This is a genomic window from Micromonospora profundi, from assembly GCF_011927785.1.
Classification (GTDB): domain Bacteria; phylum Actinomycetota; class Actinomycetes; order Mycobacteriales; family Micromonosporaceae; genus Micromonospora; species Micromonospora profundi.
The window spans coordinates 3,700,914-3,723,464 of record NZ_JAATJK010000001.1 but is presented as its reverse complement, the minus strand read 5'-3'; the positions used below and the strand labels follow the sequence as shown (position 1 = coordinate 3,723,464).

Annotated in this window: 24 protein-coding genes; 12 read left to right on the top strand and 12 right to left on the bottom strand. The window is 72.2% G+C overall.

Features of this window, described 5'->3' with window-relative positions:
* Positions 1 to 145: 145 nt before the first annotated feature.
* From F4558_RS16270 to F4558_RS31960, 5 genes are all read right to left on the bottom strand, one after another.
* A complete protein-coding gene (locus F4558_RS16270) occupies positions 146 to 1,216 on the bottom strand; it encodes an AraC-like ligand-binding domain-containing protein (RefSeq protein ID WP_053653453.1) in 1,071 nt (356 codons plus the stop codon).
* A gap of 97 nt (positions 1,217 to 1,313) precedes the next feature.
* Positions 1,314 to 1,817 (bottom strand): hypothetical protein, encoded by a 504-nt coding sequence (locus F4558_RS16265; protein ID WP_053653454.1) that lies wholly within the window; start codon positions 1,815 to 1,817, stop codon positions 1,314 to 1,316.
* Positions 1,818 to 1,871: 54 nt separating this feature from the next.
* Positions 1,872 to 3,503, bottom strand: a complete 1,632-nt coding sequence (locus tag F4558_RS16260; protein ID WP_053653490.1) for a RecQ family ATP-dependent DNA helicase — start codon at positions 3,501 to 3,503, stop codon at positions 1,872 to 1,874.
* Between the two features lie 73 nt (positions 3,504 to 3,576).
* Positions 3,577 to 4,527: a TIGR03557 family F420-dependent LLM class oxidoreductase gene (locus tag F4558_RS16255; RefSeq protein ID WP_167944989.1), complete on the bottom strand. Its 951-nt coding sequence runs from the start codon at positions 4,525 to 4,527 to the stop codon at positions 3,577 to 3,579.
* 86 nt (positions 4,528 to 4,613) lie between these two features.
* The gene (locus F4558_RS31960) at positions 4,614 to 4,739 is read right to left on the bottom strand and encodes a hypothetical protein (RefSeq protein WP_255353024.1); all 126 of its coding nucleotides are present in this window, start codon (positions 4,737 to 4,739) and stop codon (positions 4,614 to 4,616) included.
* 217 nt (positions 4,740 to 4,956) lie between these two features.
* On the opposite strand from F4558_RS31960, the gene F4558_RS16250 reads away from it, so the two are divergent.
* A complete protein-coding gene (locus F4558_RS16250; RefSeq protein ID WP_053653456.1) occupies positions 4,957 to 6,450 on the top strand; it encodes a glycoside hydrolase family 3 protein in 1,494 nt (497 codons plus the stop codon).
* A gap of 49 nt (positions 6,451 to 6,499) precedes the next feature.
* On the opposite strand, the gene F4558_RS16245 is transcribed toward F4558_RS16250, so the two are convergent.
* Entirely contained in the window at positions 6,500 to 6,787 is a 288-nt protein-coding gene (locus F4558_RS16245; RefSeq protein ID WP_053653457.1) for a GNAT family N-acetyltransferase, read from the bottom strand.
* The gene (locus F4558_RS16240; RefSeq protein ID WP_167944987.1) at positions 6,784 to 8,013 is read right to left on the bottom strand and encodes a cysteine desulfurase-like protein; all 1,230 of its coding nucleotides are present in this window, start codon (positions 8,011 to 8,013) and stop codon (positions 6,784 to 6,786) included. The genes F4558_RS16245 and F4558_RS16240 overlap by 4 nt, the downstream gene beginning before the upstream one ends.
* A 95-nt stretch (positions 8,014 to 8,108) precedes the next feature.
* On the opposite strand from F4558_RS16240, the gene F4558_RS16235 reads away from it, so the two are divergent.
* From F4558_RS16235 to F4558_RS16205, 7 genes are all read left to right on the top strand, one after another.
* On the top strand, positions 8,109 to 8,474 hold the full coding sequence (locus F4558_RS16235) for a hypothetical protein (protein ID WP_053653491.1): 366 nt from the start codon (positions 8,109 to 8,111) through the stop codon (positions 8,472 to 8,474).
* Positions 8,475 to 8,534: 60 nt separating this feature from the next.
* A complete protein-coding gene (locus F4558_RS16230; protein WP_053653459.1) occupies positions 8,535 to 9,356 on the top strand; it encodes a DUF1206 domain-containing protein in 822 nt (273 codons plus the stop codon).
* A gap of 82 nt (positions 9,357 to 9,438) precedes the next feature.
* Entirely contained in the window at positions 9,439 to 10,626 is a 1,188-nt protein-coding gene (locus F4558_RS16225; protein ID WP_167944985.1) for a mechanosensitive ion channel family protein, read from the top strand.
* A gap of 250 nt (positions 10,627 to 10,876) precedes the next feature.
* On the top strand, positions 10,877 to 11,332 hold the full coding sequence (locus F4558_RS16220; RefSeq protein ID WP_053653461.1) for a phage holin family protein: 456 nt from the start codon (positions 10,877 to 10,879) through the stop codon (positions 11,330 to 11,332).
* A complete protein-coding gene (locus tag F4558_RS16215; RefSeq protein WP_053653462.1) occupies positions 11,329 to 11,703 on the top strand; it encodes a DUF3618 domain-containing protein in 375 nt (124 codons plus the stop codon). The genes F4558_RS16220 and F4558_RS16215 overlap by 4 nt, the downstream gene beginning before the upstream one ends.
* Entirely contained in the window at positions 11,700 to 11,972 is a 273-nt protein-coding gene (locus F4558_RS16210) for a DUF4235 domain-containing protein (RefSeq protein ID WP_053653463.1), read from the top strand. The genes F4558_RS16215 and F4558_RS16210 overlap by 4 nt, the downstream gene beginning before the upstream one ends.
* 289 nt (positions 11,973 to 12,261) lie before the next feature.
* Complete coding sequence (locus tag F4558_RS16205; RefSeq protein ID WP_011905669.1) at positions 12,262 to 12,465, top strand: cold-shock protein; 204 nt, start codon at positions 12,262 to 12,264, stop codon at positions 12,463 to 12,465.
* Positions 12,466 to 12,617: 152 nt separating this feature from the next.
* Here the strand turns inward: F4558_RS16205 and F4558_RS16200 are convergent, their stop codons facing one another.
* Complete coding sequence (locus F4558_RS16200; RefSeq protein ID WP_053653464.1) at positions 12,618 to 12,809, bottom strand: hypothetical protein; 192 nt, start codon at positions 12,807 to 12,809, stop codon at positions 12,618 to 12,620.
* 94 nt (positions 12,810 to 12,903) lie between these two features.
* Positions 12,904 to 13,887, bottom strand: coding sequence for an aldo/keto reductase (locus tag F4558_RS16195; protein WP_053653465.1), 984 nt, complete (start codon positions 13,885 to 13,887; stop codon positions 12,904 to 12,906).
* Between the two features lie 84 nt (positions 13,888 to 13,971).
* Here F4558_RS16195 and F4558_RS16190 point away from each other — a divergent pair, with 84 nt between their 5' ends.
* On the top strand, positions 13,972 to 14,766 hold the full coding sequence (locus tag F4558_RS16190; protein ID WP_053653466.1) for a trans-aconitate 2-methyltransferase: 795 nt from the start codon (positions 13,972 to 13,974) through the stop codon (positions 14,764 to 14,766).
* Positions 14,763 to 15,785: an adenosine deaminase gene (locus F4558_RS16185; protein ID WP_053653467.1), complete on the top strand. Its 1,023-nt coding sequence runs from the start codon at positions 14,763 to 14,765 to the stop codon at positions 15,783 to 15,785. The genes F4558_RS16190 and F4558_RS16185 overlap by 4 nt, the downstream gene beginning before the upstream one ends.
* Before the next feature lie 266 nt (positions 15,786 to 16,051).
* Here the strand turns inward: F4558_RS16185 and F4558_RS16180 are convergent, their stop codons facing one another.
* A complete protein-coding gene (locus F4558_RS16180; RefSeq protein WP_197281465.1) occupies positions 16,052 to 17,455 on the bottom strand; it encodes a HAMP domain-containing sensor histidine kinase in 1,404 nt (467 codons plus the stop codon).
* A 29-nt stretch (positions 17,456 to 17,484) separates the two neighbouring features.
* Positions 17,485 to 18,174, bottom strand: a complete 690-nt coding sequence (locus F4558_RS16175) for a response regulator transcription factor (RefSeq protein ID WP_053653468.1) — start codon at positions 18,172 to 18,174, stop codon at positions 17,485 to 17,487.
* A gap of 73 nt (positions 18,175 to 18,247) precedes the next feature.
* Here F4558_RS16175 and F4558_RS16170 point away from each other — a divergent pair, with 73 nt between their 5' ends.
* The gene (locus tag F4558_RS16170) at positions 18,248 to 19,168 is read left to right on the top strand and encodes an ADP-ribosylglycohydrolase family protein (RefSeq protein ID WP_053653469.1); all 921 of its coding nucleotides are present in this window, start codon (positions 18,248 to 18,250) and stop codon (positions 19,166 to 19,168) included.
* A 168-nt stretch (positions 19,169 to 19,336) separates the two neighbouring features.
* Here the strand turns inward: F4558_RS16170 and F4558_RS16165 are convergent, their stop codons facing one another.
* Positions 19,337 to 20,344 carry a DUF1775 domain-containing protein gene (locus F4558_RS16165; protein ID WP_053653470.1) on the bottom strand — a complete coding sequence of 336 codons (1,008 nt, stop codon included), beginning with the start codon at positions 20,342 to 20,344 and terminating at the stop codon, positions 19,337 to 19,339.
* A 187-nt stretch (positions 20,345 to 20,531) separates the two neighbouring features.
* On the opposite strand from F4558_RS16165, the gene thrS reads away from it, so the two are divergent.
* The gene (gene thrS / locus F4558_RS16160) at positions 20,532 to 22,541 is read left to right on the top strand and encodes a threonine--tRNA ligase (protein WP_167944983.1); all 2,010 of its coding nucleotides are present in this window, start codon (positions 20,532 to 20,534) and stop codon (positions 22,539 to 22,541) included.
* The last annotated feature ends 10 nt before the right edge of the window (positions 22,542 to 22,551 follow it).

The following is a 22,551-nucleotide window of genomic DNA, read 5'->3' as shown; positions in this document are numbered from 1 at the left end:
TGGGGAGAAGGCGACAGGGCCGGAGCGCCGGTTCGTGCCGCCGGGGGCCACACCGGGCGGCCGCCCGCCGCCGATTGGCGGCGGGCGCCTCGCCGCGGCCCCCGTTGGCGGTCGACCGTAGGCCCTCCGCTGGGCGGTGTGGGCGTCAGGTCGGCTGCCGTGATTGCCAGTCTGCCAGGGGTACGTTGTCAGTGGATGCCTGCCGATTGACGATCCGCGCCGGATCGGAGTGGGCCTCGCGGTACGCCTGCGGGCTGAGCCCGTGGGCGGCCCGGAACACCCGGCTGAAGTGGGCCTTGTCGGAGAACCCCCAGCGTGCGGCGATGGCCTGCACGGGCTGGGTGCGCAGCGTCGGGTCGGCGAGGTCACGCCGGCACCGCGCCAGCCGCAGGTCCCTGATGTACGACGCGACCGTGGATTCCTCACCCTCGAAGAGCCTGTGCAGTGAGCGCAGCGAGATGTGGTGGGCGTCAGCGACGACCTGCGGGGTGAGCGCCGGGCTGCCGAGGTGCCTGTGGACGTACGCCTGCACCTGGGTGACGAGAGCGCGTCGGCGGACCTCGGTGGGCACCGCGTCCTCGGCGACCAGGTGCCGCCCGAGCATTGTGGTGGCAAGGTCCAGGCCCACAGCGCCGAGCCGGTTGGCGTCGGCGGCGTGGTACTGCTCGGGACGCCCGGTGATCTGGAGCAGGAACTGCGCCAGCAGCGCCCCGATGCCCTCGCTGCCGGACATCCGGCCGCCGTACAGGGTGGCCATCCGCTGCGGCGACAGCGGCAGCGCGGCGTGCGGGATCAGCATGATGGTCGAGCTGGCCCGGTCCCGTTCCGGTTCGGTCGCGTGGTGGCAGACGTCGTGCGGGCGGGACGCGTCGTAGAAGGTGAACTCACCGGTCCGGATCTCGCTGTGGCGACCGTCCTGGCTGGAGGTGCCGACGCCCTCGGTGGTGAGGGCGAGGATGTGCATCTCCGGGTCGGAGCGCCGGATCAGCCGGCGGGTGCGGGTGGCGTCCAGCGACGGGTACTCGTAGTCGATCAGTTGGATCGGGCCGAGGTCGATGAAGGCGGCGCGGGCGGCGAAGTCGGCGCTGTGCGCGGACTGGATCCGCAGCGGCGCCGATGTGCGCGCGACCAGGTCCAGCCACATCCCGAACCGCTCGCCCGGCGGCAGGACTGTGGTGTCGACGGTGTCCCGGTGCAGCATCTGGCCCTCCCTCATACCCGGCATCATCTCGCCCGGCGCGAAGCGGATCCAGAGGCGGTGCCCGACGACGTGCCGGTCGGCGCGGCCGGCACGTCGTCGGATGCGTCGTCGGTCAGTCGTTGAGCACGTGCGCGAGCCGGTCGCGGAAGCGCCGCTCCGAGTCGCTCACCGCCTCGCCGCCGAGGCCGAGCAGCCCGCCGCTGGACGCGGCGCCCACCACCTGCTCGGCGATCTTGACCAGCCAGTGCTTGTACGCACCGGCCTCACCCTCGTCGACCCGGGCGGCCAGCAGCGTGGACGCCTCGCCTGCGCGCGCCAGCACGTCGTCGATCATCGCGCGCGGGTCGGCGGGCGCGATGACCGGCAGTTCCTCGCCGCTCTCCGGGTCGCCGACCCGGGTCACGATCTCGCCGGCCACGGCGGCGACCAGCGGGCTGGCCGACTCCCGGCCGGCGGCGATGGTCTCCAGCCCTGCCGCGTTCTCCGCCATGGTCCGGCGGGTGCCGTCGGACTCGGCGGCGCTCGCCGCGGTCAGCACCGACTGGGGCAGGCCGACAAGCAGCCCCCACTCCCCGTCGGAGAAACCGAAACCGGTGTACGCCGGCTGCTCGATCACGGCAACGCCCCTTCCGCCCTGCTCTGCTCTGGTCAATCGGTTGGCCGGGTCAGGCTAGTCCAGCGTCAGCAGACCCTGCTCGGACACCACGCGCACCGACAGCGTCTTGTACCCGACCTCGTCGAAGAGAACCGTCATCTTGTCGTCCTCGTACGAGAGCACCATGCCGTTCCCCCACTCCGGGTGACGCACCTGACTGTGCACAGGGAAGGGCCCCACCGCGCCCTGGTCGGCCGTGCTGGTGCCGTTGTGGCAGTTGTCGCAGTGCGCACAGACCTTGGTCATCTGCTCGCCGAAGTAGGCGAGCAGTGTCTGTCCCCGGCAGGCGGTGGTCTCGGCGAAGGCCCGCATCATGTCGGTACGGGACCGGGTGACGGTCTGCTGGCGCTCCGCTTCGGCAAGCGCCGCCGCCGCCGCGTCCACCGGAGTGGGGGCGTAGCGGGGTGCGCCGATGCGCTGGCGGGCGCGCGGCTCGGCGGCGCCGACCTGCTCCAACAGGGAGACGTACTGGCCTAGCTTGCGCGGCCCGAGGCCGGTGACCTCGCGCAGTTCGGTCTTGGTGGCCGGCTTGCGGCGCAGCAGCGCGGCCAGGTCCCGCAGCTCGTTCTCGTCCGGCAGGCCGCCGCTGAAGAACCGTTGCAGACCGACGTCCTCGGCCTGCCAGAGCAGCAGCACCCGGGCCGGCTGCCCGTCACGCCCGGCACGGCCGATCTCCTGGAAGTAGCTGTCCGGTGAGTCGGGCAGCGCCATGTGCACCACCCAGGCGATGTTCGGCTTGTCGATGCCCATGCCGAACGCCGAGGTGGCCACCATGATCGGCACCTCGTCGGCGAGGAACGCCTCGTGCAGCTCGTTGCGGGCGCCGGACGCCATTCCACCGTGGTAGAACTGCGCCGGGAAGCCGGCGTCGGTCAACCGGGTGGCCAGCTCCTCGGCCGAGCGGCGCGTCGGCACGTAGATGATCCCGGGCCGCTCGTCGTCCTGGAGCAGCGCGATCAACCGCCGCCACCGGTAGTCCTCGGTGGGGCAGTGCGCCACCTCCAGGAACAGGTTGGGCCGGTCCAACCCGGACACCACGACCTCCGGCTCGCGCAGCCGCAGTCGGGCGATGATGTCGTCGCGTACCGGCGGGGAGGCGGTGGCGGTCAACGCGACAACCGGCGGACGGCCGATGCCCTCGATGAGGTGACCGAGGGCCAGGTAGTCGGGGCGGAAGTCGTGCCCCCACGCCGAGATGCAGTGTGCCTCGTCGATCGCCACCAGCGCCGGCTTGAGGGCGGCGACCTCGGCCATCCGGTCCGGGTTGCTCAGCTGTTCCGGGGTGATGAACAGGAACTCCGCCCGGCCCTCGCGGATCTCGGTGATCGCCTCGGCCTGCTGGGTGGCCGACTCGTTCGAGCTGATCCGCACCGCCCGCAGTTCGGGACGCTGGCGCTCGTTGAGGGCCGCGATCTGGTCCTGTTGCAGCGCCAGCAGCGGGGAGATCACCACTGTCGGCCCGGGGATCAGGCTCGCCGGGATCTGGTAGATGGCCGACTTGCCGGCGCCGGTGGGCAGCACCACCAGAGCGTCACGTCGCTTCATGACCGCGCGCATGGCGGCCAACTGGTTGGGCCGTAGCGCGGTCCAGCCGAAGAGGCTCCGCGCCGCGCGGCGCAACGTCATCGAGTGCGTGGACAGTTTCATCGAGGGCCGGAGGTACCCGAGCCCATGACCGCCGAAACCCTGTTCGACGATCATGGGCTTGCTGGTGCGGGACTCAGCGCAGGCGGGGCAGGACCTCGCGCTGGTACAGGTCGAACAGCCCCTGGAAGTGCGGGCCGGTGTTTGCCACGTACACCTCGTCGAAGCCGGCCTTGGCGTACTGGTCGATCATCTCCAGGTGCGTCTCGGCCTTGTTGCCGCAGACGAACGCGTCCTTGACCATCTCCGGAGTGACAAGCTCCGAGGCCTGCTCGAAGTGGCGGGGCGACGGCAGCACCTGGGACAGCTCACCGGGCACCCCCGCGTTGGGCCACCGCTCGTACGCGATGCGCAGGCCCTCCTCCTCGCTGGCCGCGTACGCCGCCTTGAAGCCGCCCTGGCACGGCTTGTCGCCGCCGCCGTTCTCGCGGAAGCGCCGGACCATGTCGCCGTCGGGCATGGTGCTCACGTAGCCGTCGCCGATGCGGGCGGCCAGGTCGATGGCCTTCGGGCCGAACCCGGAGATGTAGATCGGCGGGGGAGTGTCGGGCAGCGTGTAGATGCGGGCGTGCTCGACGGTGTAGTGCTTGCCGCGGTGGTTGACGAAGCCGCCCTCCCACAGCTTGCGCAGTACCTCGACGGACTCCTCCAACATCTCCAGCCGGACGTCGGCCTGCGGCCAGGCGTCGCCGAAGATGTGCTCGTTGAGCGCCTCGCCGGTGCCGACGCCGAGCACGAACCGCCCGCCGTGCAGCACCGCGCTGGTCGCCGCCGCCTGGGCGATCACGGCCGGGTGGATCCGCACCGTCGGGCAGGTCACCGCCGTGGTGACGGGCAGCGAGCAGACCTGGCTGAGCGCGCCGATCATCGACCAGACGAACGGGCTCTGACCCTGGGCGTCCACCCACGGGTGGTAGTGGTCGGAAATCCACAACGCCTCGAAGCCGGCCTCCTCGGCGCCGCGCGCCTGCGCCAGCAACTCGGCAGGCGTGTAGTCCTCACTGGACAAAAAGTAACCGATCTTCATGGCTTCCCCTCCGGCACGCGAGCCTGCTGATGGGAAAGCCGTACCCCGGTCGCGGTCGGTCACACCGGCGGTGGTCGGCGGGCCGCTCAGCGCTTACCGAACATCGCCCGGATCGCGGCGAGCAGCAGCAGGGCGCCGACCACCAGGCCGAGCAGGCGTACGCCGGGGATGTCGGCAGGGCTCGTCGCATCGGCCAGGAGAGCGGGTTCCATCCCCGCACTCTCCCCGGGGGACCTGCCGCGGGGCAACTGTAAGGTTTATTGACTATTCCATCGCTCGGTGTGACCATGGCAGCACCGCCTGCCCGTGGCGGTGCGCCGACGGCGCGCGAAGAGATGGGGTACGGGGCCGCATGAGCGAGCGCAACCAGCGGGTCGACGCAACCGCGCCGGCACCGGCGACCGACGCCGACCGCCACGAGGGGGCGGCGTGACCGCGCCGACCGGGCACCTGTCGGAACTCGCCGCAGCCGTCCTGCAACCAGGGTTCGTCGGCACCACCCCGCCACCGTGGGTGTGCCGTTGGCTCGGCGAGGGGCTCGGCTCGGTGGTGCTGTTCGCCCGCAACGTCGTGGACACCGCCCAGGTGGCGGCCCTGACCGCGACGCTGCGCGCCGAGCGGCCGGACGTCATCGTGGCGATCGACGAGGAGGCCGGCGACGTCACCCGGATCGAGTCGGCGCGGGGCAGCTCCCGGCCTGGCAACTTCGCCCTCGGCGCTGTGGACGACCCGGAGTTGACCGAGGCGGTCGCCCGGGACCTCGGCATCGAACTGGCGGCAGCCGGCATCACCCTCGACTACGCCCCGGACGCCGACGTCAACTCCAACCCGGAAAATCCGGTGATCGGCGTCCGCTCGTTCGGGGCCGACCCGCGGTTGGTGGCCCGGCACACCGCCGCCTGGGTTCGCGGCCTCCAGGCCGGTGGCGTCGCCGGGTGCGCCAAGCACTTCCCCGGGCACGGCGACACCCGTGTCGACTCCCACCACGACCTGCCCCGCATCACCGCCGACCGGGAACGGCTGGACGCCTGCGAGCTGGCACCCTTCCGGGCCGCCATCGCCGCCGGAGTACAGGCGGTGATGACCGGCCACCTGCTGGTGCCCGCACTCGACGAGGAGCTTCCGGCCACGCTGAGCCACCGCATCCTGGGCGGCCTGCTCCGCGACGAGCTGGGCTTCTCCGGCGTGGTGGTGACCGACGCGGTGGAGATGCGCGCCGTCGCCGACCGCTATGGCTTCGCCGGGGCCGCGGTCCGGGCACTCGCCGCCGGGGCCGACGCGATCTGCATCGGCGGTGAACGGGCCGACGAGCAGGCCGCCCGCGAGTTGCGCGACGCCATCGTGGCAGCGGTCGTCTCCGGCGAACTGCCCGAGGAGCGCCTCGCCGAAGCCGCCAAACGGGTCGGGCAGCTCGCGGCCTGGACCGTCGCCGCCCGCAACGCCCGCCCCGGCGCACCGCGCGGCGGCAGCGACGTCGGGCTGGTCGCCGCCCGCCGAGCCGTACGCCTCACCACCGCGCCGGCCGGCCGGGAAACACTGCCGCTGACCCGCGCGGCGTACGTTGTCGAGTTCGAGGCACCTCGCAACATCGCCATCGGCGCGGAGACACCGTGGGGCATCGGCGAGCCGCTCGGCGACCTGCTGCCCGGCACGACGACGGTCCGCTACGGCGAGCCCGACGTACCTGCCGACCCGGGCGTCACGGCCGGCGACCGCCCGCTGGTCCTCGTGGTCCGCGACCTGCACCGGCACGAGTGGATGCGCGCCGCCGTGCACCGGGCGCTCGCCGCCCGGCCGGACGGGATCGTTGTCGAGCTGGGCGTACCCGAGCTGGTCACCGGGGCGGTGCACCTGGCCACCCACAGCGGCACCCAGGCCAGCGGGCAGGCCGCCGCAGAGACACTGACCGGCCGCCTCCGCTGACCCCATCCACGCGCCCCCGGCCGTCAGCTCACGGCTGACGGCCCGGGGGTCACGGCGCTTCGGCGACCAGGTCGGCGTACTCGGGGTGCTTGTCGATGAACGCGGCCACGAACGGGCACTGCGGCACCAACCGGCCGCCCCGGGCGCGGACCTGGTCCAGGGTGCCCCGGATCAGCGCGCCACCGACGCCCTTGCCCTGGAAGGCCCGGTCCACCTGGGTGTGCGTGAAGACCAGCACCTCCCCGCGCGGTACGTACGCTGTGAAACCGGCCAGCGCGTCGTCGACCAGGATCTCGAAACGGTTCTTGGCGGGGTTGTCCTCGACGAGGGTGCTCACCTGGCCATTCTCTCCCCGCCGGCGACCACCACGTCCAGTTCGGTGAGCAGCCGGTCCACCTCGTCGCCAGTGTTGTAGTGGTAGATGCTGGCCCGCACCGCGCCACCGCTGTCACGCAGCCCCATCGTCTGGAAGTACTCGTAGGCGTAGTAGTCACCCGACGAGAGGCAGAACCCGGCCGCTCCCAGCGCCTCCTGGATGGCCAGCGGCGACATCCCGGCGACCCGGAAGGAGATCGTCGGGCAGCGCCGGGCCGGTGAGCCGTACACGGTGATGGCCGGCCGTTCGGCGAGCCCGGCCAGCAGGCGGTCCAGCAACGCAGCCTCGTGTGCCTGCGCGGCGGTCAGCCCGGCACGCAGCCGCGCCCGTCGGTCACCGACCGCGTCCGGGTCCAGCCCGGCCAGGTGATCCACCGCTGCGGCCACGCCGGCCAGCAGCGCGAAGCTCGGAGTGCCGTACTCGAAGCGGTCCGGCACCGCGTCGGGCGACGGGATCAGCTTCGCCGGACGCAGCGCCGCCAGCCGGGCCGGGTCGGCCGCCACCATCGCCGCCAGGTGCGGCCCGGACCACTTGTAGGCGCTGGTGACAAGCACGTCGGCGCCGAGCGACGCCAGGTCGGTCGGCCCGTGCGGCACCGCGTGCACCCCGTCGACGTAGACAAGCGCGCCGACCGCGTGCGCCACCTTGGCGATCGCCGGCACGTCCGGCACGGTGCCGATGGCGTTGCTGCCCCCGGTCACCGCCACCACCCGCGTCCGCTCACCCACGAGATCGGCGTACTGGCCGACGGGCAGCTCACCGGTGGTCCTGTCGAACTCGGCCCACCGCACCGTCGCACCGGCCGCCTCGGCGGCCTGCACCCACGGGCGCACGTTCGCGTCGTGGTCGAGCCGGGAGACCACCACCTCGTCACCCGGCCGCCAGCCCGCGCCGAGCGTCCGGGCCAGGGTGTACGTCAGCGCGGTAGCGCTCGGGCCGAGCACCACCCCTGCCGGGTCGGCGCCGAGCAGGTCGGCCACCGCCGAGCGGGCGGAGGCCACCACCTCCAGGGAACGGCGGCCCGGTACGAACGCCGCGCTGCGGTTGCCGAGAGCCGTACGCATGGCGTCGGTGACCGCGTCGATCACGCCGGCCGCTGTCTGCGTGCCTCCGGCGCCATCGAAGTGGACGAAGCCCTCGGCCAGGGCGGGATATGCGGCCCGGGTGCGGGCGATGTCGAAGGCCATGCCGGGACCCTAGCCGGTGCCCTCGCGTCGCCGGTCGGCCACCGTGTTGATCGACGGAGGTGGTGGCCTCGCGGCGGTCTCGTACGCTTGGCGGCGTGACGAACAGAGCCGCCACCAAACCGATTCCGCCCATCCGCCGCGCCGCCGGCCTGTTCGCCGGTCTGGCGCTCGGCCTCGCCGTGCTGGCCGGCTGCAGTTCCCAGGGCGCCTCCACCGACTGCGGGCTCGACGCCTGCACCGTCACCTTCGAGCGGGGTGTCGAGGCGAGCGCCACGATCCTCGGCGTCGAGGCCAAACTGATCGGCGCCGAAGGAGACCAGGTGACCATCGAGGTCGCCGGCGAGCAGCTCACCCTCACCACCGGCCAGCAGGCCACCGAGGCCGGTGGCTTCGCGGTCACCCTGGACAGCGTCACCGACCAGCAGGTCAAGATTCGCGTTTCGCGTAACCCGGGCAACTGACCTGGGGCGGGCGGCGGTGGCCGACGTTTGAGAATCTTCGGAATCGGAGATTGTGGCGCCATGTCACTTACTCGTAACGCCGAAGCCACCGCCTCCCGCACGGCGGACAGCAGGTGGCTGGAACTCCTCGCCCGGGCCGGCTTCATCGGCTACGGCATCGTGCACCTGCTCTTCGCCTGGCTGGCGTTGCAGATCGCGTTCGGCTCGCCGTCCGAGGACGGCGACCAGTCCGGTGCGCTGCGAACGCTCTCCGAGCAGCCGCTGGGCAAGTTCCTGGTCATCGCCATCGCTGTCGGTCTGCTCGCCATGGCGATCTGGCAGGGGCTTGAGGCGGCGGTCGGGCACCGCGCCGAGCGGGACAAGGAACGGGTCATGGAGCGGGTCGCCTCGGCCGGCCGGACCATCGTCTACCTCTACTTCGCCTGGACCGCGTTCAAGGTCTTCTCCGACGCCGACTCGAACAGCGCCGACAAGCAGGAGGCGCTCACCGGCCAGCTGATGACCTCCACCGGTGGCCGCTGGCTGGTCGGCATCGCCGGGCTGGGGCTCGCCGCGCTCGGTGTCGGCCTCGTGATCTACGGCGCCCTCAAGAAGTTCGAGAAGCGCCTGAAGACCGGCGAGATGAGCCCGAAGACCCGCCAGTTGGCCCGTCGCCTCGGCATGGCCGGCTACGTCGCCAAGGGCGTCGCGTTCGGGATCTCCGGTCTGCTGATCATCGTGGCGGCGGTCAACTACGACCCGGAGAAGGCCCGCGGACTGGACGCTGCGCTGCACACGCTGCGCGAGCAGTCTTACGGCACGTTCCTGCTGACCCTTGTCGCACTCGGCATCGCCGCGTTCGGCTTCTTCTGCTTCCTGCAGTCCCGGTACCGCAAGGTCTGAACTGGTCGATCCCGGGGGAACCGGGCACTATTGGGCTTTTGCCCGAGATCCGTCCCCCTGGTCGAAGGGAAGCACCACACCCGTGCAGAGCTATCTCGTTACGGCCGTCGTCGCGCTCGCCGCGGCGGCGGTCGCTCTCTTCCTGGCCGCGATCACCCACCGCCTCATCCGGCGGTTCGGTCGCCGGTCGCTGCTGCTGACCGAGCTGACCGACCACGCGCACCGCCCGTTCCAGGTCGCGGTGACCGTCCTGGCCGTGCAACTCGGCGTCCGGTTCAGCACCGGGTACGCGATCGGCACCCCCTGGCGCAAGGTGCTGCTGCACTTTCTGGTGCTCTGCGCCATCGCCACCGCGGCCTGGCTCGTGGCGTCGCTGCTGGTGGTCGTGGAGGACACCGCGCTGGCCCGGTTCCGGGTCGACGTACCCGACAACCGGCACGCCCGACGGGTGCGTACCCAGGTGGTGATGCTGCGCCGGCTGACCATCGCGGTGATCGTCATCCTGACCGTCGGCGTCATGCTGATGACCTTCCCCAGCGTGCGCGGCATCGGCGCCGGTGTGCTGACGTCCGCAGGTGTGGTCGGTGTCGTCGCCGCGCTTGCCGCGCAGAGCCTGCTCGGCAACGTCTTCGCCGGCCTGCAACTCGCCTTCAGCGACGCGGTCCGCCTCGACGACGTGGTGGTCGTCGAGGGGGAGTGGGGGCGGATCGAGGAGCTGACCCTCAGCTACGTCGTCGTGCAGATCTGGGACGACAGGCGGCTGATCCTGCCCACCTCGTACTTCACGAGCAAGCCCTTCCAGAACTGGACCCGGACCGAGGCGGCGGTGCTCGGCACCGCCGAGTTCGACGTGGACTGGGCGGTGCCGGTGCAGATCATGCGGGAGGAGCTGCGTCGCCTGGTCGAGGGCACCGAGCTGTGGGACGGCCGGGTCTGCGTCCTTCAGGTCACCGACGCCACCGGCGGAACGGTGCGGCTACGCGCCCTGGTCAGCGCCGCCGACGCGGGCAGCCTGTGGGACCTGCGCTGCCTGGTCCGCGAACACATGGTGGCCTGGGTCCGCGACAACCGCCCCACCGCGCTGCCCCGGATGCGCACCGAACTCGGCGACGCCGACAGCAACCTGCCCTGGCAGTGGGTGCAGCCGCGCCGCCCGACCCGCCGTACCACCGACGCCGAGGTGCCCGACGACGCCCGCGTCTTCGGCGGGAGCGACGACGGCGACGCCCGAAGCGAAGCCTTCGTCGGCCCAGAGGAGACCCGCCCCTGAAGCCCCGCGACCCGATCCCGCCCGTCCCGCCCCGGTTCCTCCCGGAGCTGAGGGCCGGGCCGGGTTGGGAGGTTTGGTTGGGCTTGGGTTGGGGATGTGCTGCCGGGTGTCTCTTGCGCCCTCGGGCGACTGCCGTCGGAATGGCGGCGCGCCGTCCGGACAACGCGGACAGCCACTCGCTCGGTGCGCTCTAGGATTGACGAGCGGCAACTCCGGGCATACAGCGCGGTGATGAGGAAAGGAGGACAGCATGGCTGACGTGACGAATTCCCGCACGTCCCGCAATGGGAGTGAGCCCTCCACCGCCGAGTTGGTGCAGCGGGCCACCGAGCAGGTTTCCCGCCTGGTACGGGACGAACTGGCGCTGGCCCGGGCGGAGTTGACCCAGAAGGGCAAGCACGCCGGCATCGGGATCGGCCTGTTCGGCGGCGGGGGCGCACTGGCGTTCTACGGGCTTGGCGCGTTGGTCGTCACGGCGATCCTGCTGCTCGACCTGGTGCTGCCCGCCTGGGCTGCCGCGCTGATCGTGGCGGTGGCGCTCTTCCTGGTGGCCGGCATCCTTGCCCTGGTGGGCAAGAAGCAGGTCAGCCGTGCGGTCCCGCCGATGCCGGCGGCAACGGTCCGCAGCCTCCGGGCTGACGTGGACACCGTCGCCGCCGCCGTGAAGGACGGACGAGCCGCGGTGCGGGACAGGGGACGGGCATGACGGGCAACGGGACAGGTGACACGGAGGCGCTCCGTGAGGAGATCCGCCGCACCCGGGTCGAGCTGGGCGAGACGGTGGAGGCGCTGGCCGCCAAGGCGGACGTCAAGGCCCGCCTGAAGGAGTCCGCCGACCAGGCTCGGGCGCGCATGCGGGAGCAGGCGGCGCAGACCGTGGCCCGGGTCCGCGGGCAGGCCGCGCGCGGCGCCGAGGTGGCCCGCGCGCAGGCGCACGACAAGGGTGAGTTGGTGCGCGCACAGGCGCACGAGAAGGGCGAGTTGGTTCGACGCAACCCGGCGCCGTGGGCGGCGATCGCCGCCGGCGCGGTGGTCACCGTGGTGGTGCTGATGATCGTGCGGGGGAGGCGTAGGTGAGCAAGAGCATCGGCAGGACCGCGTACCGGCCGGTCGGCGTGCTACTGGGAATCGCGGCGGGAACGGTGGCCGGCGCGATCTTCCGACAGGTCTGGAAGGTCACGGCGGGCGACGGTGAGGCGCCCAACGCGACCGACGAGGACCGCCGCTGGGGCGAGATCCTGGCCGCCGCCGCGTTGCAGGGGGCCATCTTCGCTGTCGTCCGGGCCGCAGTGGACCGGGGCGGGGCGGTGGGCGTCCGCCGGATGACCGGCCACTGGCCGGACTGATCGGCGCATGACTCGAAAGGCCCCCTTTCCGCAACAGCGGGAAGGGGGCCTTTCGCATACCTTGGCGGACCGCCCAGCGATGTCAGGCATCCGTCAGGTCACATGTCGGAGAAATTCGTCGGACAGGTCGTGCAGACTTTTTGCGTACGTGATTTGCTGTTCCACGCTGTTGCGAGATGGCGTGGGTTGAGAGAAGTCTCCTTCGTGGGGCCGCCTCAGACGCCGCTGCTCGAAAACGGCCAATCGGCCGCACGGCGTGCACGGCCGCCAGTTTTAGAAGGAGATACACATGGCGCAGGGAACCGTGAAGTGGTTCAACGCTGACAAGGGCTTCGGCTTCATCACCGTCGACGGCGGGGGTGCTGACGTGTTCGTCCACTTCTCGGCCATCCAGACCAGCGGGTACCGCACGCTGGAGGAGAACCAGCGGGTGGAGTTCGAGATCGCTCAGGGTCAGAAGGGCCCGCAGGCCGAGCAGGTCCGTCCGCTCTGACAGAGCTGGCCGGCCCCCACCGGCCAGTAAGACGATCCGACCAGGGGTCTTGTGAAGCCCCGCATCCCGCCCGGGATGCGGGGCTTCCACTCCAGAGGCGACCGGGTCGACCGATGGCCGCGACGCTCGACACTGTGGACGGCGGCGCGGAATCAGCGGCGCCGGGAGCGCAGACCCCACCAGAGCGTCGCCAGCCCGAGCACGGCCACGATCGGGCCGAGTACGGCCCAGAGCGGCTCGTCGGTCATCACGCTGCCGCTGACGTACCCGAGGCCCTGCACCGTCCACAGGGCACCGACCACAAGCGCGAGCAGGCCGAGGGTGAGCGTCAACCAGCCCCTCATCGTGCTCCCTCCACACCGGATCCGGCCGTACGTGGTCGGGACGCCCCAGCCTGGCCGTTCGAGCCGGACGGCGCGAGCATCCCCGGTGCGCGGGTCACCACCGGTCGTGCACCTGCGGGCGGATCAGTTCGTCGTAGACCTCGCGTACCCCGGTCAGTTGTGCGGCCGTGAGGGGCGGCAGGTCGGCGGCGGCAGCGTTGCGCCGGGCCTGCTCGGCGTCGCGGGCGCCGGGGATGACGACTGTGACGCCGGCCTGGTCGAGCACCCAGCGCAGCGCGAACTGCGCCATCGTGCGGTCGGAGTCGACCAGTGGCGCGAGCCGACGTACCGCGGCCAGGCCCTGCTCATAGTCGACCCCGGAGAACGTCTCGCCGACGTCGAACGCCGCGCCGTGCCTGTTGAAGTTGCGGTGGTCGTCGGCCGGGAACTCGGTGTTCTCGTCGTACCGCCCGGAGAGCAGGCCGCTGGCCAGTGGCACCCGGGCGATGATGCCGACCCCGGCCTGCGCCGCCGCCGGAAGCACCTGCTCCAGTGGCTTGTGCCGGACCGCGTTGAGGATGATCTGGACGCTCGCCACACCGGGCCGGGCGATGGCCGTGAGCGCCTGGTCGCAGGTCTCCACGCTGACGCCGTACCCGGCGATGGCCTTCTCGGCGACGAGGGTGTCCAGGGCGTCGAAGACCGCATCGTCGGCGAAGACGGCGGTGGGCGGGCAGTGCAGCTGGACCAGGTCCAGGGTGTCCATGCCGAGGTTGGCCCGGGACCGGTCCGTCCACTGCCGGAAGTTGGCAAGGGTGTACGCCTCCGGGCGCTGCTCGACCCGCCGGCCCATCTTGGTGGCAACGGTCAGACCGGCGTCGGGACGGGAGCGCAGGAAGCGGCCGATGAGCTGCTCGCTGCGGCCGTCGCCGTACACGTCGGCGGTGTCCAGGAAGGTGACCCCGGCGTCGACGGCGGCCGTCAGCACCGCCATGGCGTCGGCCTCGCTGACGGTGCCCCAGTCGGCACCGAGTTGCCAGGCACCCAGGCCGACCACTCCGACGGTCCGGCCGAGCCGGTTGAAGCTGCGCTGTTCCATGCCCTGAGCCTAGTGATCGGGTTGCCGGCCTGCCACGGGAGCCATATTGTCAAACAAGACGGACGTACGGTTTGGGAGGCTGCGATGTGGGATCCGACGACGTACCTGCGCTACGGCGACGAGCGCTCACGCCCGTTCCACGACCTGGTGGCCCGGGTCGGGGCGACCCGCCCCCGCGCGGTAGTGGACCTCGGCTGCGGCCCCGGCCAGCTCACCGCGACCCTCGCCGAGCGGTGGCCCGCCGCCCGGGTCCTCGGGCTCGACTCCGCACCCGAGATGATCGACCAGGCCAGGGCCCTGCCGACGCCCGTCGAGTTCGCCGTCGCCGACCTGTGCGACTGGCGGCCGACAGGCGACGAGGACGTGGTCGTCACCAACGCGGCGTTGCAGTGGGTGCCCGGCCACCAGGAACTGCTGCGACGGTGGGCCGCCGACCTGCCGGCCGGCGCCTGGCTCGCCATGCAGGTCCCCGGCAACTTCGACGCGCCATCGCACCGGGCGCTGCGCGAGGTCGCCAACCGGCAGGCGTGGCAGGCCGAGCTGGCCCCGCTGCTGCGCGCCGACCCGGTCGACGACCCTGCCGACTACGCGCAACTGCTGACCGCCGCGGGCTGCTCTGTGGACGCCTGGGAAACTACCTATGTGCATCTGTTGCCGGCCGCGCCCGCCAACGACCATCCGGTGCTGGCCTGGATGGAGGGCACCGCGCTGCGCCCCGTCAGGGCCGCGCTGGACGCCGCCGGCTGGTCGGCCTTCCGGGCCGAGTTGGGGGTACGGCTAGCCGCCGCGTACCCGGTGCGGCAGGGTCAGGTGTACTTCCCGTTCCGTCGTGTCTTCGTCGTCGCCCGCACCGGCGACCGTGCCCAGGAGAATCCGTGACCGACCTGTCCACCTTCATCGCCGGCCTGCCCAAGGTGGAGCTGCACGTGCACCACGTCGGCTCCGCCTCGCCCCGGATCGTCGCCGAGCTGGCCGCCCGGCACGAGGGACGCACGCCGGTGCCGGCCGACCCCGAGGCGCTCGCCGACTACTTCGAGTTCCGCGACTTCGCGCACTTCATCGAGGTCTACCTGAGCGTCGTCGACCTCATCCGTGACCCGGAGGACGTCTGGATCCTCACCCACGAGGTGGCCCGGGAACTGGCCCGCCAGCACGTCCGCTACGCCGAGCTGACCATCACCCCCTACTCGCACGTGAGCAGGGGCATCCCCGCGCCGGCGTTCTGCGAGGCGATCGAGGACGCCCGCAAGCGCGCCGCCGCCGACTTCGGCCTCGACCTGCGCTGGTGCTTCGACATCCCCGGTGAGGCAGGCCTGCCGGCGGCCGAGGAGACGCTGCGCGTCGCACTCGACGAGCGCCCCGACGGGCTGATCAGCTTCGGGCTGGGCGGCCCGGAGATCGGCGTACCCCGGCCGCAGTTCCGGCCCTTCTTCGACCAGGCCCGCGCGGCCGGCCTCCGCTCGGTGCCGCACGCCGGGGAGACCACAGGCCCGCAGACCGTCTGGGACGCGCTGCGCGAGCTGGGCGCCGAGCGGATCGGGCACGGCATCTCCGCCGCACAGGACCCGGAACTGCTCACGTACCTGGCCGAGCGGCAGATCGGGATGGAGATCTGCCCGACGTCGAACGTACGGACCCGGGCCGTGGCGAGCCTCGACGAGCACCCGCTGCCCCGGCTCGTCGAAGCCGGGCTGCTTGTCACAATCAACTCCGACGACCCGCCGATGTTCGGCACCACCCTCAACGACGAGTACGCGGTGGCGGCCCGACTGCTCGGGGCAGGTCCGCGGGAGCTGGCCGGGCTGGCCCGCAACGCGGTGACCGCGTCGTTCCTCGACCCCGCCGGCAAGCAGCGGATCATCGCCGAGATCGACGCCCACCTCGCCACCGCGAGCTGAGCCCATTGCGCGGGCCGGACGGGCTCGCGTGGCGGGGGAGCAGGGCGCGCGGCGGGAGCGTGGGGTGTGGGGGGACCTGGACTCCCGCCGCGCGCGCGGCTCCACCGGCCCGTGGGTGCGCGATGCGCTGACCGGTGGAACTGGTGGGTTCGTTTACTGATCCTGGCAGCCCGCGACCGCTTCATCACGCTCGTTAATTGCGATCTAAGGAAGACTTGCGCCAGCGCACAGCCCGCGCCCGTCAGCCGCCCTCGGGAGGGCGCCGATCAGGTGTCGGTGGGGCGCTGCCGGGGCCAGCGCCGGCCGCTCGTCTTCGGGTCCCGGGCGTCCCGCGCCATCCGACCGACCAGGCCGAACCGGCTGACCTGACGGGGCGTAGCCTCCGGGTCGGCGAGCAACATCACCACGCTGGCACCACCGAGCCGCGCCCGGTCGATGCTCACCGATCCGTTGGCCTGCAACGACACCCGCTTGGCGATGTCCAGGCCGAGCCCTGTCGAGCCCTGGTCGCTGGTGCCCCGGCGCAGCGCCCGGTCCGGGTCGGGGATGCCGGGGCCCGCGTCGTCCACCCGGATCGCCACGTACCCGTCGCGGCGGGACACGGCCACCTCGAACGCCGTCCCCTGCGGGGTGTAGCGGAAGACGTTGCCGATCACCGCGTCGAGCGCGGCGGCCAGTTCGGCACGCGGCACCGGAGCGGGGATGCGCAGCTGCGCCCCGATCACTCGATGCGGCCGGTTCTGGTCGCCGGCCAGCGCGGCCCAGAAGACCATCCGGTCCCGCACCACCTCGCTGACGTCACACATCGCCGGCCCGGCCTCGTGCGCCACCGCCTTGCGGGTGGTCTTGATCAGCACGTCGATCTCACCTTCAAGGGTGACGATCGCCTGCCGGATCCGCCGGATGCCCCGCAGCCGGTCCAGCTCCGCCTGACTGAACGAACCCACGCTCGTGTCGTCGGACTCCAACGCCTCAGCGTCCAGCCGGAGCACTGTCAACGGGGTACGCAGCCGGTGTGACAGGTCCGCCACCAACTCCCGCTCGTCGGTGCGGGCGGCGTCCAGCCGATCGGCCATCCGGTTGAACGCGTACCCGGCCTCGGCCAGCTCGCGGGGGCCGGTCGGCTCCACGCGTACGCCAAGGTCGCCGTCGCCGATCGAGAGCGCCGCCTTGACCAGACCCCGCGTCGAGTCCACCGCGCGGGCGGCGACCCGGTCGACCACGATCACCGCCGCGCCGACCATCGCCGCGCCGACGGCGAACAGCAGCAACCACGTGCCGCCGGCGCCCTCGCCCAGCCGCGAGTCCGGTACGAAAACCTCGACCACCGCCGTCTGGTCGCCCAGGACCACAGGGTCCAGTCGGACCACCCCGCCGTCGACGTCGGCGACAAGCGAGCGCAGGTCGGCGCGGGCCCGCGCCAGGTCGCTGTCGCTTGCCCGGCCGGCGGACTCGTCCAACCCGAGCCCGTGCACCACCGGCCGGGTCGGGGCGCCCTCGGCGCTGGCCACCACGGCCCGCTCGACCACCGCCGGGTCGGTGCTCACCGCCAGCGCCCCGGTCACCAGCGCGCTGCGGCGGGCCGCGTCGGCGATCGCCTCCTCGCGGGTCTGCTCACGCAGACTCAACCCCAGTGGAACCAGGAAGACGAGCGCGACGAGGCTGCACATGCCGGCCGTGAGAAGGGCCAGCGCTGTCCTCAGTCCGGTGCCACCAGCCGGAACCCGACCCCCCGCACGGTGCGCAGGTAGCGCGGCTTCGCCGCGGACTCGCCCATCTTTCGGCGAAGCCAGTACAGGTGAACGTCGATGGTCTGATCCTCGCCGACCGATGGCTGCCGCCATACCTCCTCCAAGAGTTCGCGGCGGGACACTACCCGCCCGGGTCGTGCGGCGAGATAGGCCAGTAGGTCGAATTCCTTGCGGGTCAGCGCCAGCGGCTCCCCGTCGAGGACCGCGCTGCGCTCACCGACGTCCACCCGCAGCCCGCCCACGACGTGCACCGCCGGCTGCACCGTCCGGCTGGCCCGCCCGGCCCGACGCAGCACCGTGGTGATCCGGGCATCCAGGTGGGCACCGGTGAACGGCTTCACCATGTAGTCGTCGGCACCGGCGCGCAGCAGCTTGACCACGGACTGCTCGTCGTCGCGAGCGGTGGCGATGATGATCGGGATGTCGGTGATGCCACGCAGCATCCGCAATGCGTCCGAGCCGTCCAGGTCGGGCAGGCCCAGGTCCAGGACGACCAGGTCAGGTGTCTCCGCGGCGACCCGGCGCAGCGCGTCCAGCGCTGTGCCCACGGCGTGCACCGCGTGCCCCCGGTCGGCGAGGGACCGCAGCATCGCGCCGCGTACGACGTGATCGTCTTCGACCAGGAGCACGGAGGCCACGACAAGACCGTACTTTGCCTGGCAAGTTGATCGCGTTGCGACGTACCTGGGAACGGGGCAAGCTGGTACAGCGATGTCCTTCACCCTGTTTGCCGACGCCCGCCTGGCGCTCGCCCGGGACAGCCTCGCCGGCCTCTCCACCGGCGACGCGCTCGGCGCGCAGTTCTTCCTGTCGGGGCCGGCACCGGAGCAGCTCACCGAGGCGACCCTGCCGCCGCCGCCCTGGGAGTGGACCGACGACACCGAGATGGCCTGCTCGGTGGTCGCCGAGCTGGCCGCGTCCGGCAGCATCGACAGGGACCGGCTGGCACTGGCGTTCGCCGAGCGTTGCGCCGCGCAGCGGGGCTACGGCCCCGGCGCGATGTTGATCCTGCGGCTGATCCGCACCGGCACCCCGTGGCCGGTGGCCGCCGCGTCCGCCTTCGACGGGCAGGGCTCCTGCGGCAATGGCGCGGCGATGCGGGTCGGCCCGCTCGGCGCGTACTTCGCCGACTCCACGGCCCGTGCCGCAGCGCAGGCCCGCGCCTCGGCCGAGGTGACCCACGCGCATTCCGAGGGGATCGCCGGCGCGGTCGCCGTGGCCGTCGCCGCCGCGCTCGCCGCCCGGGCCCGCCTCGACGGCCACCGGCCCGCACCGGACCGGCTGCTCGCCGGCATCGCCGCCGCCATCGACCCGGGCACCGAGGTGCACCGCTGTGTGCAGCGGGCCATCGGGCTGCTCGGCCGGCCGCTGCCCCGGGTGGTGGCGGCGCTCGGCAACGGCTCGCGCGTGACCGCCCAGGACACCGTCGCGTTCACCCTCTGGGTCGCGGCCACGTACCTCGACGACTACCCGGCGGCGATCCGGGTCTGCGTTCAGGCCGGCGGGGACGTGGACACCACGGCCGCCATCGCCGGCGCGGTAGTGGCCGCGTACACCGGCGTCGGCACGCCCGGGGGAGTGCCCGAGGCATGGCTGGCGGCCCGCGAGCCGCTGCCATCCTGGCTGCCCTGACCGCCGGGCCGCGGGGTGCTCTTACTGACCGGCGTCCTGCCCGCGTGGCGGCCCGGCCTCACCGGCTGCGCGCGACAGCCCGCCCTCCCGGGGGTGGGTCACGTCACGCACGGAGGGCGCCTCGCTCGGGCAGGGGGAAAGGTCCGTCGGTGGAGGGCGCGGTGGGCCTCAGCCGCTGCGGGCAGGAGTCGCTGCCGAGGCCAGTTCTGCGGCGGCGGTCGGCAGCGTCGACGCGGCCGGGCTCTCCGGCAGCGCAACTGCCGCCTCCGTGGATGCTGCCGGGCTGTCGGGCGGCGTAGCTGCCGACACCGATTCGGCCTCCGTAGCGCCGGTCACCTCGGCCAGCGCCGTGCGTTCGGCCGGGTCGCGGCGGCGCAACCGGCTGACCAGCCAGCCGATCGCCGCGCCGCCGCCCAGCCCTGCCACCAGGCCGGCGGCCAGCATGGCGTCGGCGTTGCCGGACTCCTCGCCCGCGCTGTTGGTCCCGGCCACCGCCGCACCGTCGGCGCCGGCCCCGCCATTGGTGCCGGCCCCGCCATTGGTGCCAGCGCCGTCGTCCGCACCGGCTCCTGGGCCGGCCGCCGCGCCGGCTGCCGGGGCGCCGTGACCACCATGCCCGGCGGGTCCGGCCGCGCCCGCCGCCGCGGGCAGGAGGGTGAGCACCGGGGCCGGATGCGCGCCGTCGGCGCCGGCCCAGCGGACCACCGTCCCGTCGGCGTACGTCTGGACGACCTCGAAGGTGAGCCGCTCGGTCTGCGGCAGCGGGCCCATGGACAGCGCCAGGCGGGCCGGGCCGGGCGTGCTCGCGCCGACACGAACCCAGGTCACCGCGGAGGTCACGGTGCTCACGCCGCCGGAGTGGATGCCGGCGACCGGCTTGTCGAGCGTACGGGAGCTGATCTTGGGAGCCCAGCCGTCGACCGACATCGGGTAGACCTCCGCCACCGGTGCGTCGGCCGGCAACCGGACCTCCACCTGGCGGGTGGTGGTGCCGGCCCGCTCCTCGGGCACGCTGAACTCCAGCCGTACCGCGTCACCCTGCCGGGCCTGGGTCGGAGTGGTCGTCACATCCGCCGCGTACGCCGCCGTGCCGGACCAGAGCAGCAGCCCGGTGGCGGACAGCGCGGTCACCGCCGCGATCCGCCGCAGGCGGCCACCGCCGTACGTGCTCGCCATCTCGTGCCCCCATCCGTGTCGACGCGACCGGCACCGGTTCCGGCCACACCTGATAGTTCGGCTGCCGGGCGCGAAAGGTTCAATGCCGGCCGTTCACACGGTGCCCTTCCCTGCCGGGGATGGGTCGACCGATAGCATCGGCAGGAGCCGAGGACGGCCCCGTTTCGTACCACTTGAAGGAGTCACCGTGTCCGCACCCCGTACCCCCGCCGTGGCCGACCCTGTCGTCGTCGCCGCCGGGACGACGGCGGCCGACGCGGTGGCCGCGGCCGGACTGCCCGCGAACGGCCCCAAGGCGATCGTCGTGGTCCGCGACCCGCAGGGCCAGCTCCGTGACCTGGACTGGGTGCCGGCCGAGGAGACCGTCGTCGAGCCGGTCAGCCTGGACTCGCCCGACGGGCTCAACGTGCTGCGCCACTCCACCGCCCACGTGCTCGCCCAGGCTGTGCAGGACGTCTTCCCCGAGGCCAAACTCGGCATCGGCCCGCCGATCGAGAACGGCTTCTACTACGACTTCGACGTCGACAAGCCGTTCCAGCCCGACGACCTCAGCAAGCTCGAAAAGCGCATGCAGGAGATCATCAAGTCCGGGCAGCGGTTCCGCCGTCGTCGCTTCGGCAGCCTCGACGAGGCTCGCGCCGAGCTGGCCGAGGAGCCGTTCAAGCTGGAGTTGATCGACGTCAAGGGCGAGGGTCTGGACACGGCCGAGGTGATGGAGGTCGGCGGCGGCGAGCTGACCATCTACGACAACCTCGACGCCAAGGAGGACAAGGTCTGCTGGTCGGACCTGTGCCGCGGGCCGCACCTGCCCACCACCCGACTGATCGGCGCGTTCAAGCTGATGCGCTCCGCCGCCGCGTACTGGCGCGGCTCGGAGAAGAACCCCCAACTGCAACGGGTGTACGGCACCGCGTGGCCGACCCGCGACGAGCTGAAGGCGTACCTGAAGCTGTTGGAGGAGGCCGCGCGGCGCGACCACCGGAAGCTCGGCGCGGACCTGGACCTGTTCAGCTTCCCCGACGAGATCGGGTCCGGCCTGGCGGTCTTCCACCCCAAGGGCGGGATCATCCGCCGCGAGATGGAGCAGTACTCGCGGCGGCGGCACGAGGAGGCGGGGTACGAGTTCGTCAACACCCCACACATCTCCAAGGCGCAGCTGTTCCAGACCTCCGGGCACCTGCCGTACTACGCGGACACGATGTTCCCGCCCATGCAACTGGAGGGCGCGGACTACTACCTCAAGGCCATGAACTGCCCTATGCACAACCTGATCTTCAGGTCGCGTGGGCGTTCGTACCGTGAGCTGCCGCTGCGCATGTTCGAGTTCGGCACCGTCTACCGGTACGAGAAGTCCGGCGTCGTGCACGGCCTGACCCGGGTCCGTGGCCTGACCCAGGACGACTCGCACATCTACTGCACCCGCGAGCAGATGGCCGGTGAGCTGTCCACGCTGCTCAGCTTCGTGCTGGACCTGCTGCGCGACTACGGCCTCGACGACTTCTACCTGGAGCTGTCGACCCGGGACGACTCGCCCAAGTTCATCGGCGCCGACGAGGACTGGGCGGAGGCGACCGAGGCGCTGCGGACCGCCGCCGAGACCTCCGGTCTGGAGTTGGTGCCCGACCCGGGCGGCGCGGCGTTCTACGGGCCGAAGATCTCCGTGCAGGCGCGGGACGCGATCGGCCGGACGTGGCAGATGTCCACGATCCAGGTCGACTTCAACCAGCCGGAGCGGTTCGGGCTGGAGTACCAGGCCGCCGACGGCACCCGGCAGCGGCCCGTGATGATCCACCGTGCGCTGTTCGGCTCGATCGAGCGGTTCTTCGGTGTGCTCACCGAGCACTACGCGGGGGCGTTCCCGGCCTGGCTGGCGCCCGTGCAGGTGGTCGGCATCCCGATCCGTGAGGACCACACCGACTACCTGCACGGCTTCGTCGCCGCCCTGCGCGCGGAGGGCATCCGGGCGCAGGTGGACGCGGGTGACGACCGGATGCAGAAGAAGATCCGCACCGCGCAGCAGCAGAAGATCCCGTTCATGGTCATCGCCGGTGACGACGACGTGGCCGCCGGGACGGTGTCGTTCCGCTACCGCGACGGCTCCCAGCGCAACGGGGTGCCGATCGCCGAGGCGGTGACCCACGTCCTGGACGTGGTGAGCTCCCGCACGAACGTCGGCCCGTCCGCCGCCGCGGAGTAACGCACCGCGG

What these genes read in the sequence shown, in the direction of transcription:
- F4558_RS16255 (WP_167944989.1), bottom strand. Translation starts at nt 4,527, where the DNA reads ATGAAGATCGGTTACTTTTTGTCCAGTGAGGACTACACGCCTGCCGAG.
- F4558_RS16240 (WP_167944987.1), bottom strand. Translation starts at nt 8,013, where the DNA reads ATGGCCTTCGACATCGCCCGCACCCGGGCCGCATATCCCGCCCTGGCC.
- F4558_RS16215 (WP_053653462.1), top strand. Translation starts at nt 11,329, where the DNA reads ATGACGGGCAACGGGACAGGTGACACGGAGGCGCTCCGTGAGGAGATC.
- F4558_RS16165 (WP_053653470.1), bottom strand. Translation starts at nt 20,344, where the DNA reads ATGGCGAGCACGTACGGCGGTGGCCGCCTGCGGCGGATCGCGGCGGTG.
- F4558_RS16230 (WP_053653459.1), top strand. Translation starts at nt 8,535, where the DNA reads ATGTCACTTACTCGTAACGCCGAAGCCACCGCCTCCCGCACGGCGGAC.
- F4558_RS16180 (WP_197281465.1), bottom strand. Translation starts at nt 17,455, where the DNA reads ATGTGCAGCCTCGTCGCGCTCGTCTTCCTGGTTCCACTGGGGTTGAGT.
- F4558_RS16220 (WP_053653461.1), top strand. Translation starts at nt 10,877, where the DNA reads ATGGCTGACGTGACGAATTCCCGCACGTCCCGCAATGGGAGTGAGCCC.
- F4558_RS31960 (WP_255353024.1), bottom strand. Translation starts at nt 4,739, where the DNA reads ATGGAACCCGCTCTCCTGGCCGATGCGACGAGCCCTGCCGACATCCCC.
- F4558_RS16205 (WP_011905669.1), top strand. Translation starts at nt 12,262, where the DNA reads ATGGCGCAGGGAACCGTGAAGTGGTTCAACGCTGACAAGGGCTTCGGC.
- F4558_RS16190 (WP_053653466.1), top strand. Translation starts at nt 13,972, where the DNA reads ATGTGGGATCCGACGACGTACCTGCGCTACGGCGACGAGCGCTCACGC.
- F4558_RS16195 (WP_053653465.1), bottom strand. Translation starts at nt 13,887, where the DNA reads ATGGAACAGCGCAGCTTCAACCGGCTCGGCCGGACCGTCGGAGTGGTC.
- F4558_RS16260 (WP_053653490.1), bottom strand. Translation starts at nt 3,503, where the DNA reads ATGAAACTGTCCACGCACTCGATGACGTTGCGCCGCGCGGCGCGGAGC.
- F4558_RS16270 (WP_053653453.1), bottom strand. Translation starts at nt 1,216, where the DNA reads ATGAGGGAGGGCCAGATGCTGCACCGGGACACCGTCGACACCACAGTC.
- F4558_RS16200 (WP_053653464.1), bottom strand. Translation starts at nt 12,809, where the DNA reads ATGAGGGGCTGGTTGACGCTCACCCTCGGCCTGCTCGCGCTTGTGGTC.
- F4558_RS16170 (WP_053653469.1), top strand. Translation starts at nt 18,248, where the DNA reads ATGTCCTTCACCCTGTTTGCCGACGCCCGCCTGGCGCTCGCCCGGGAC.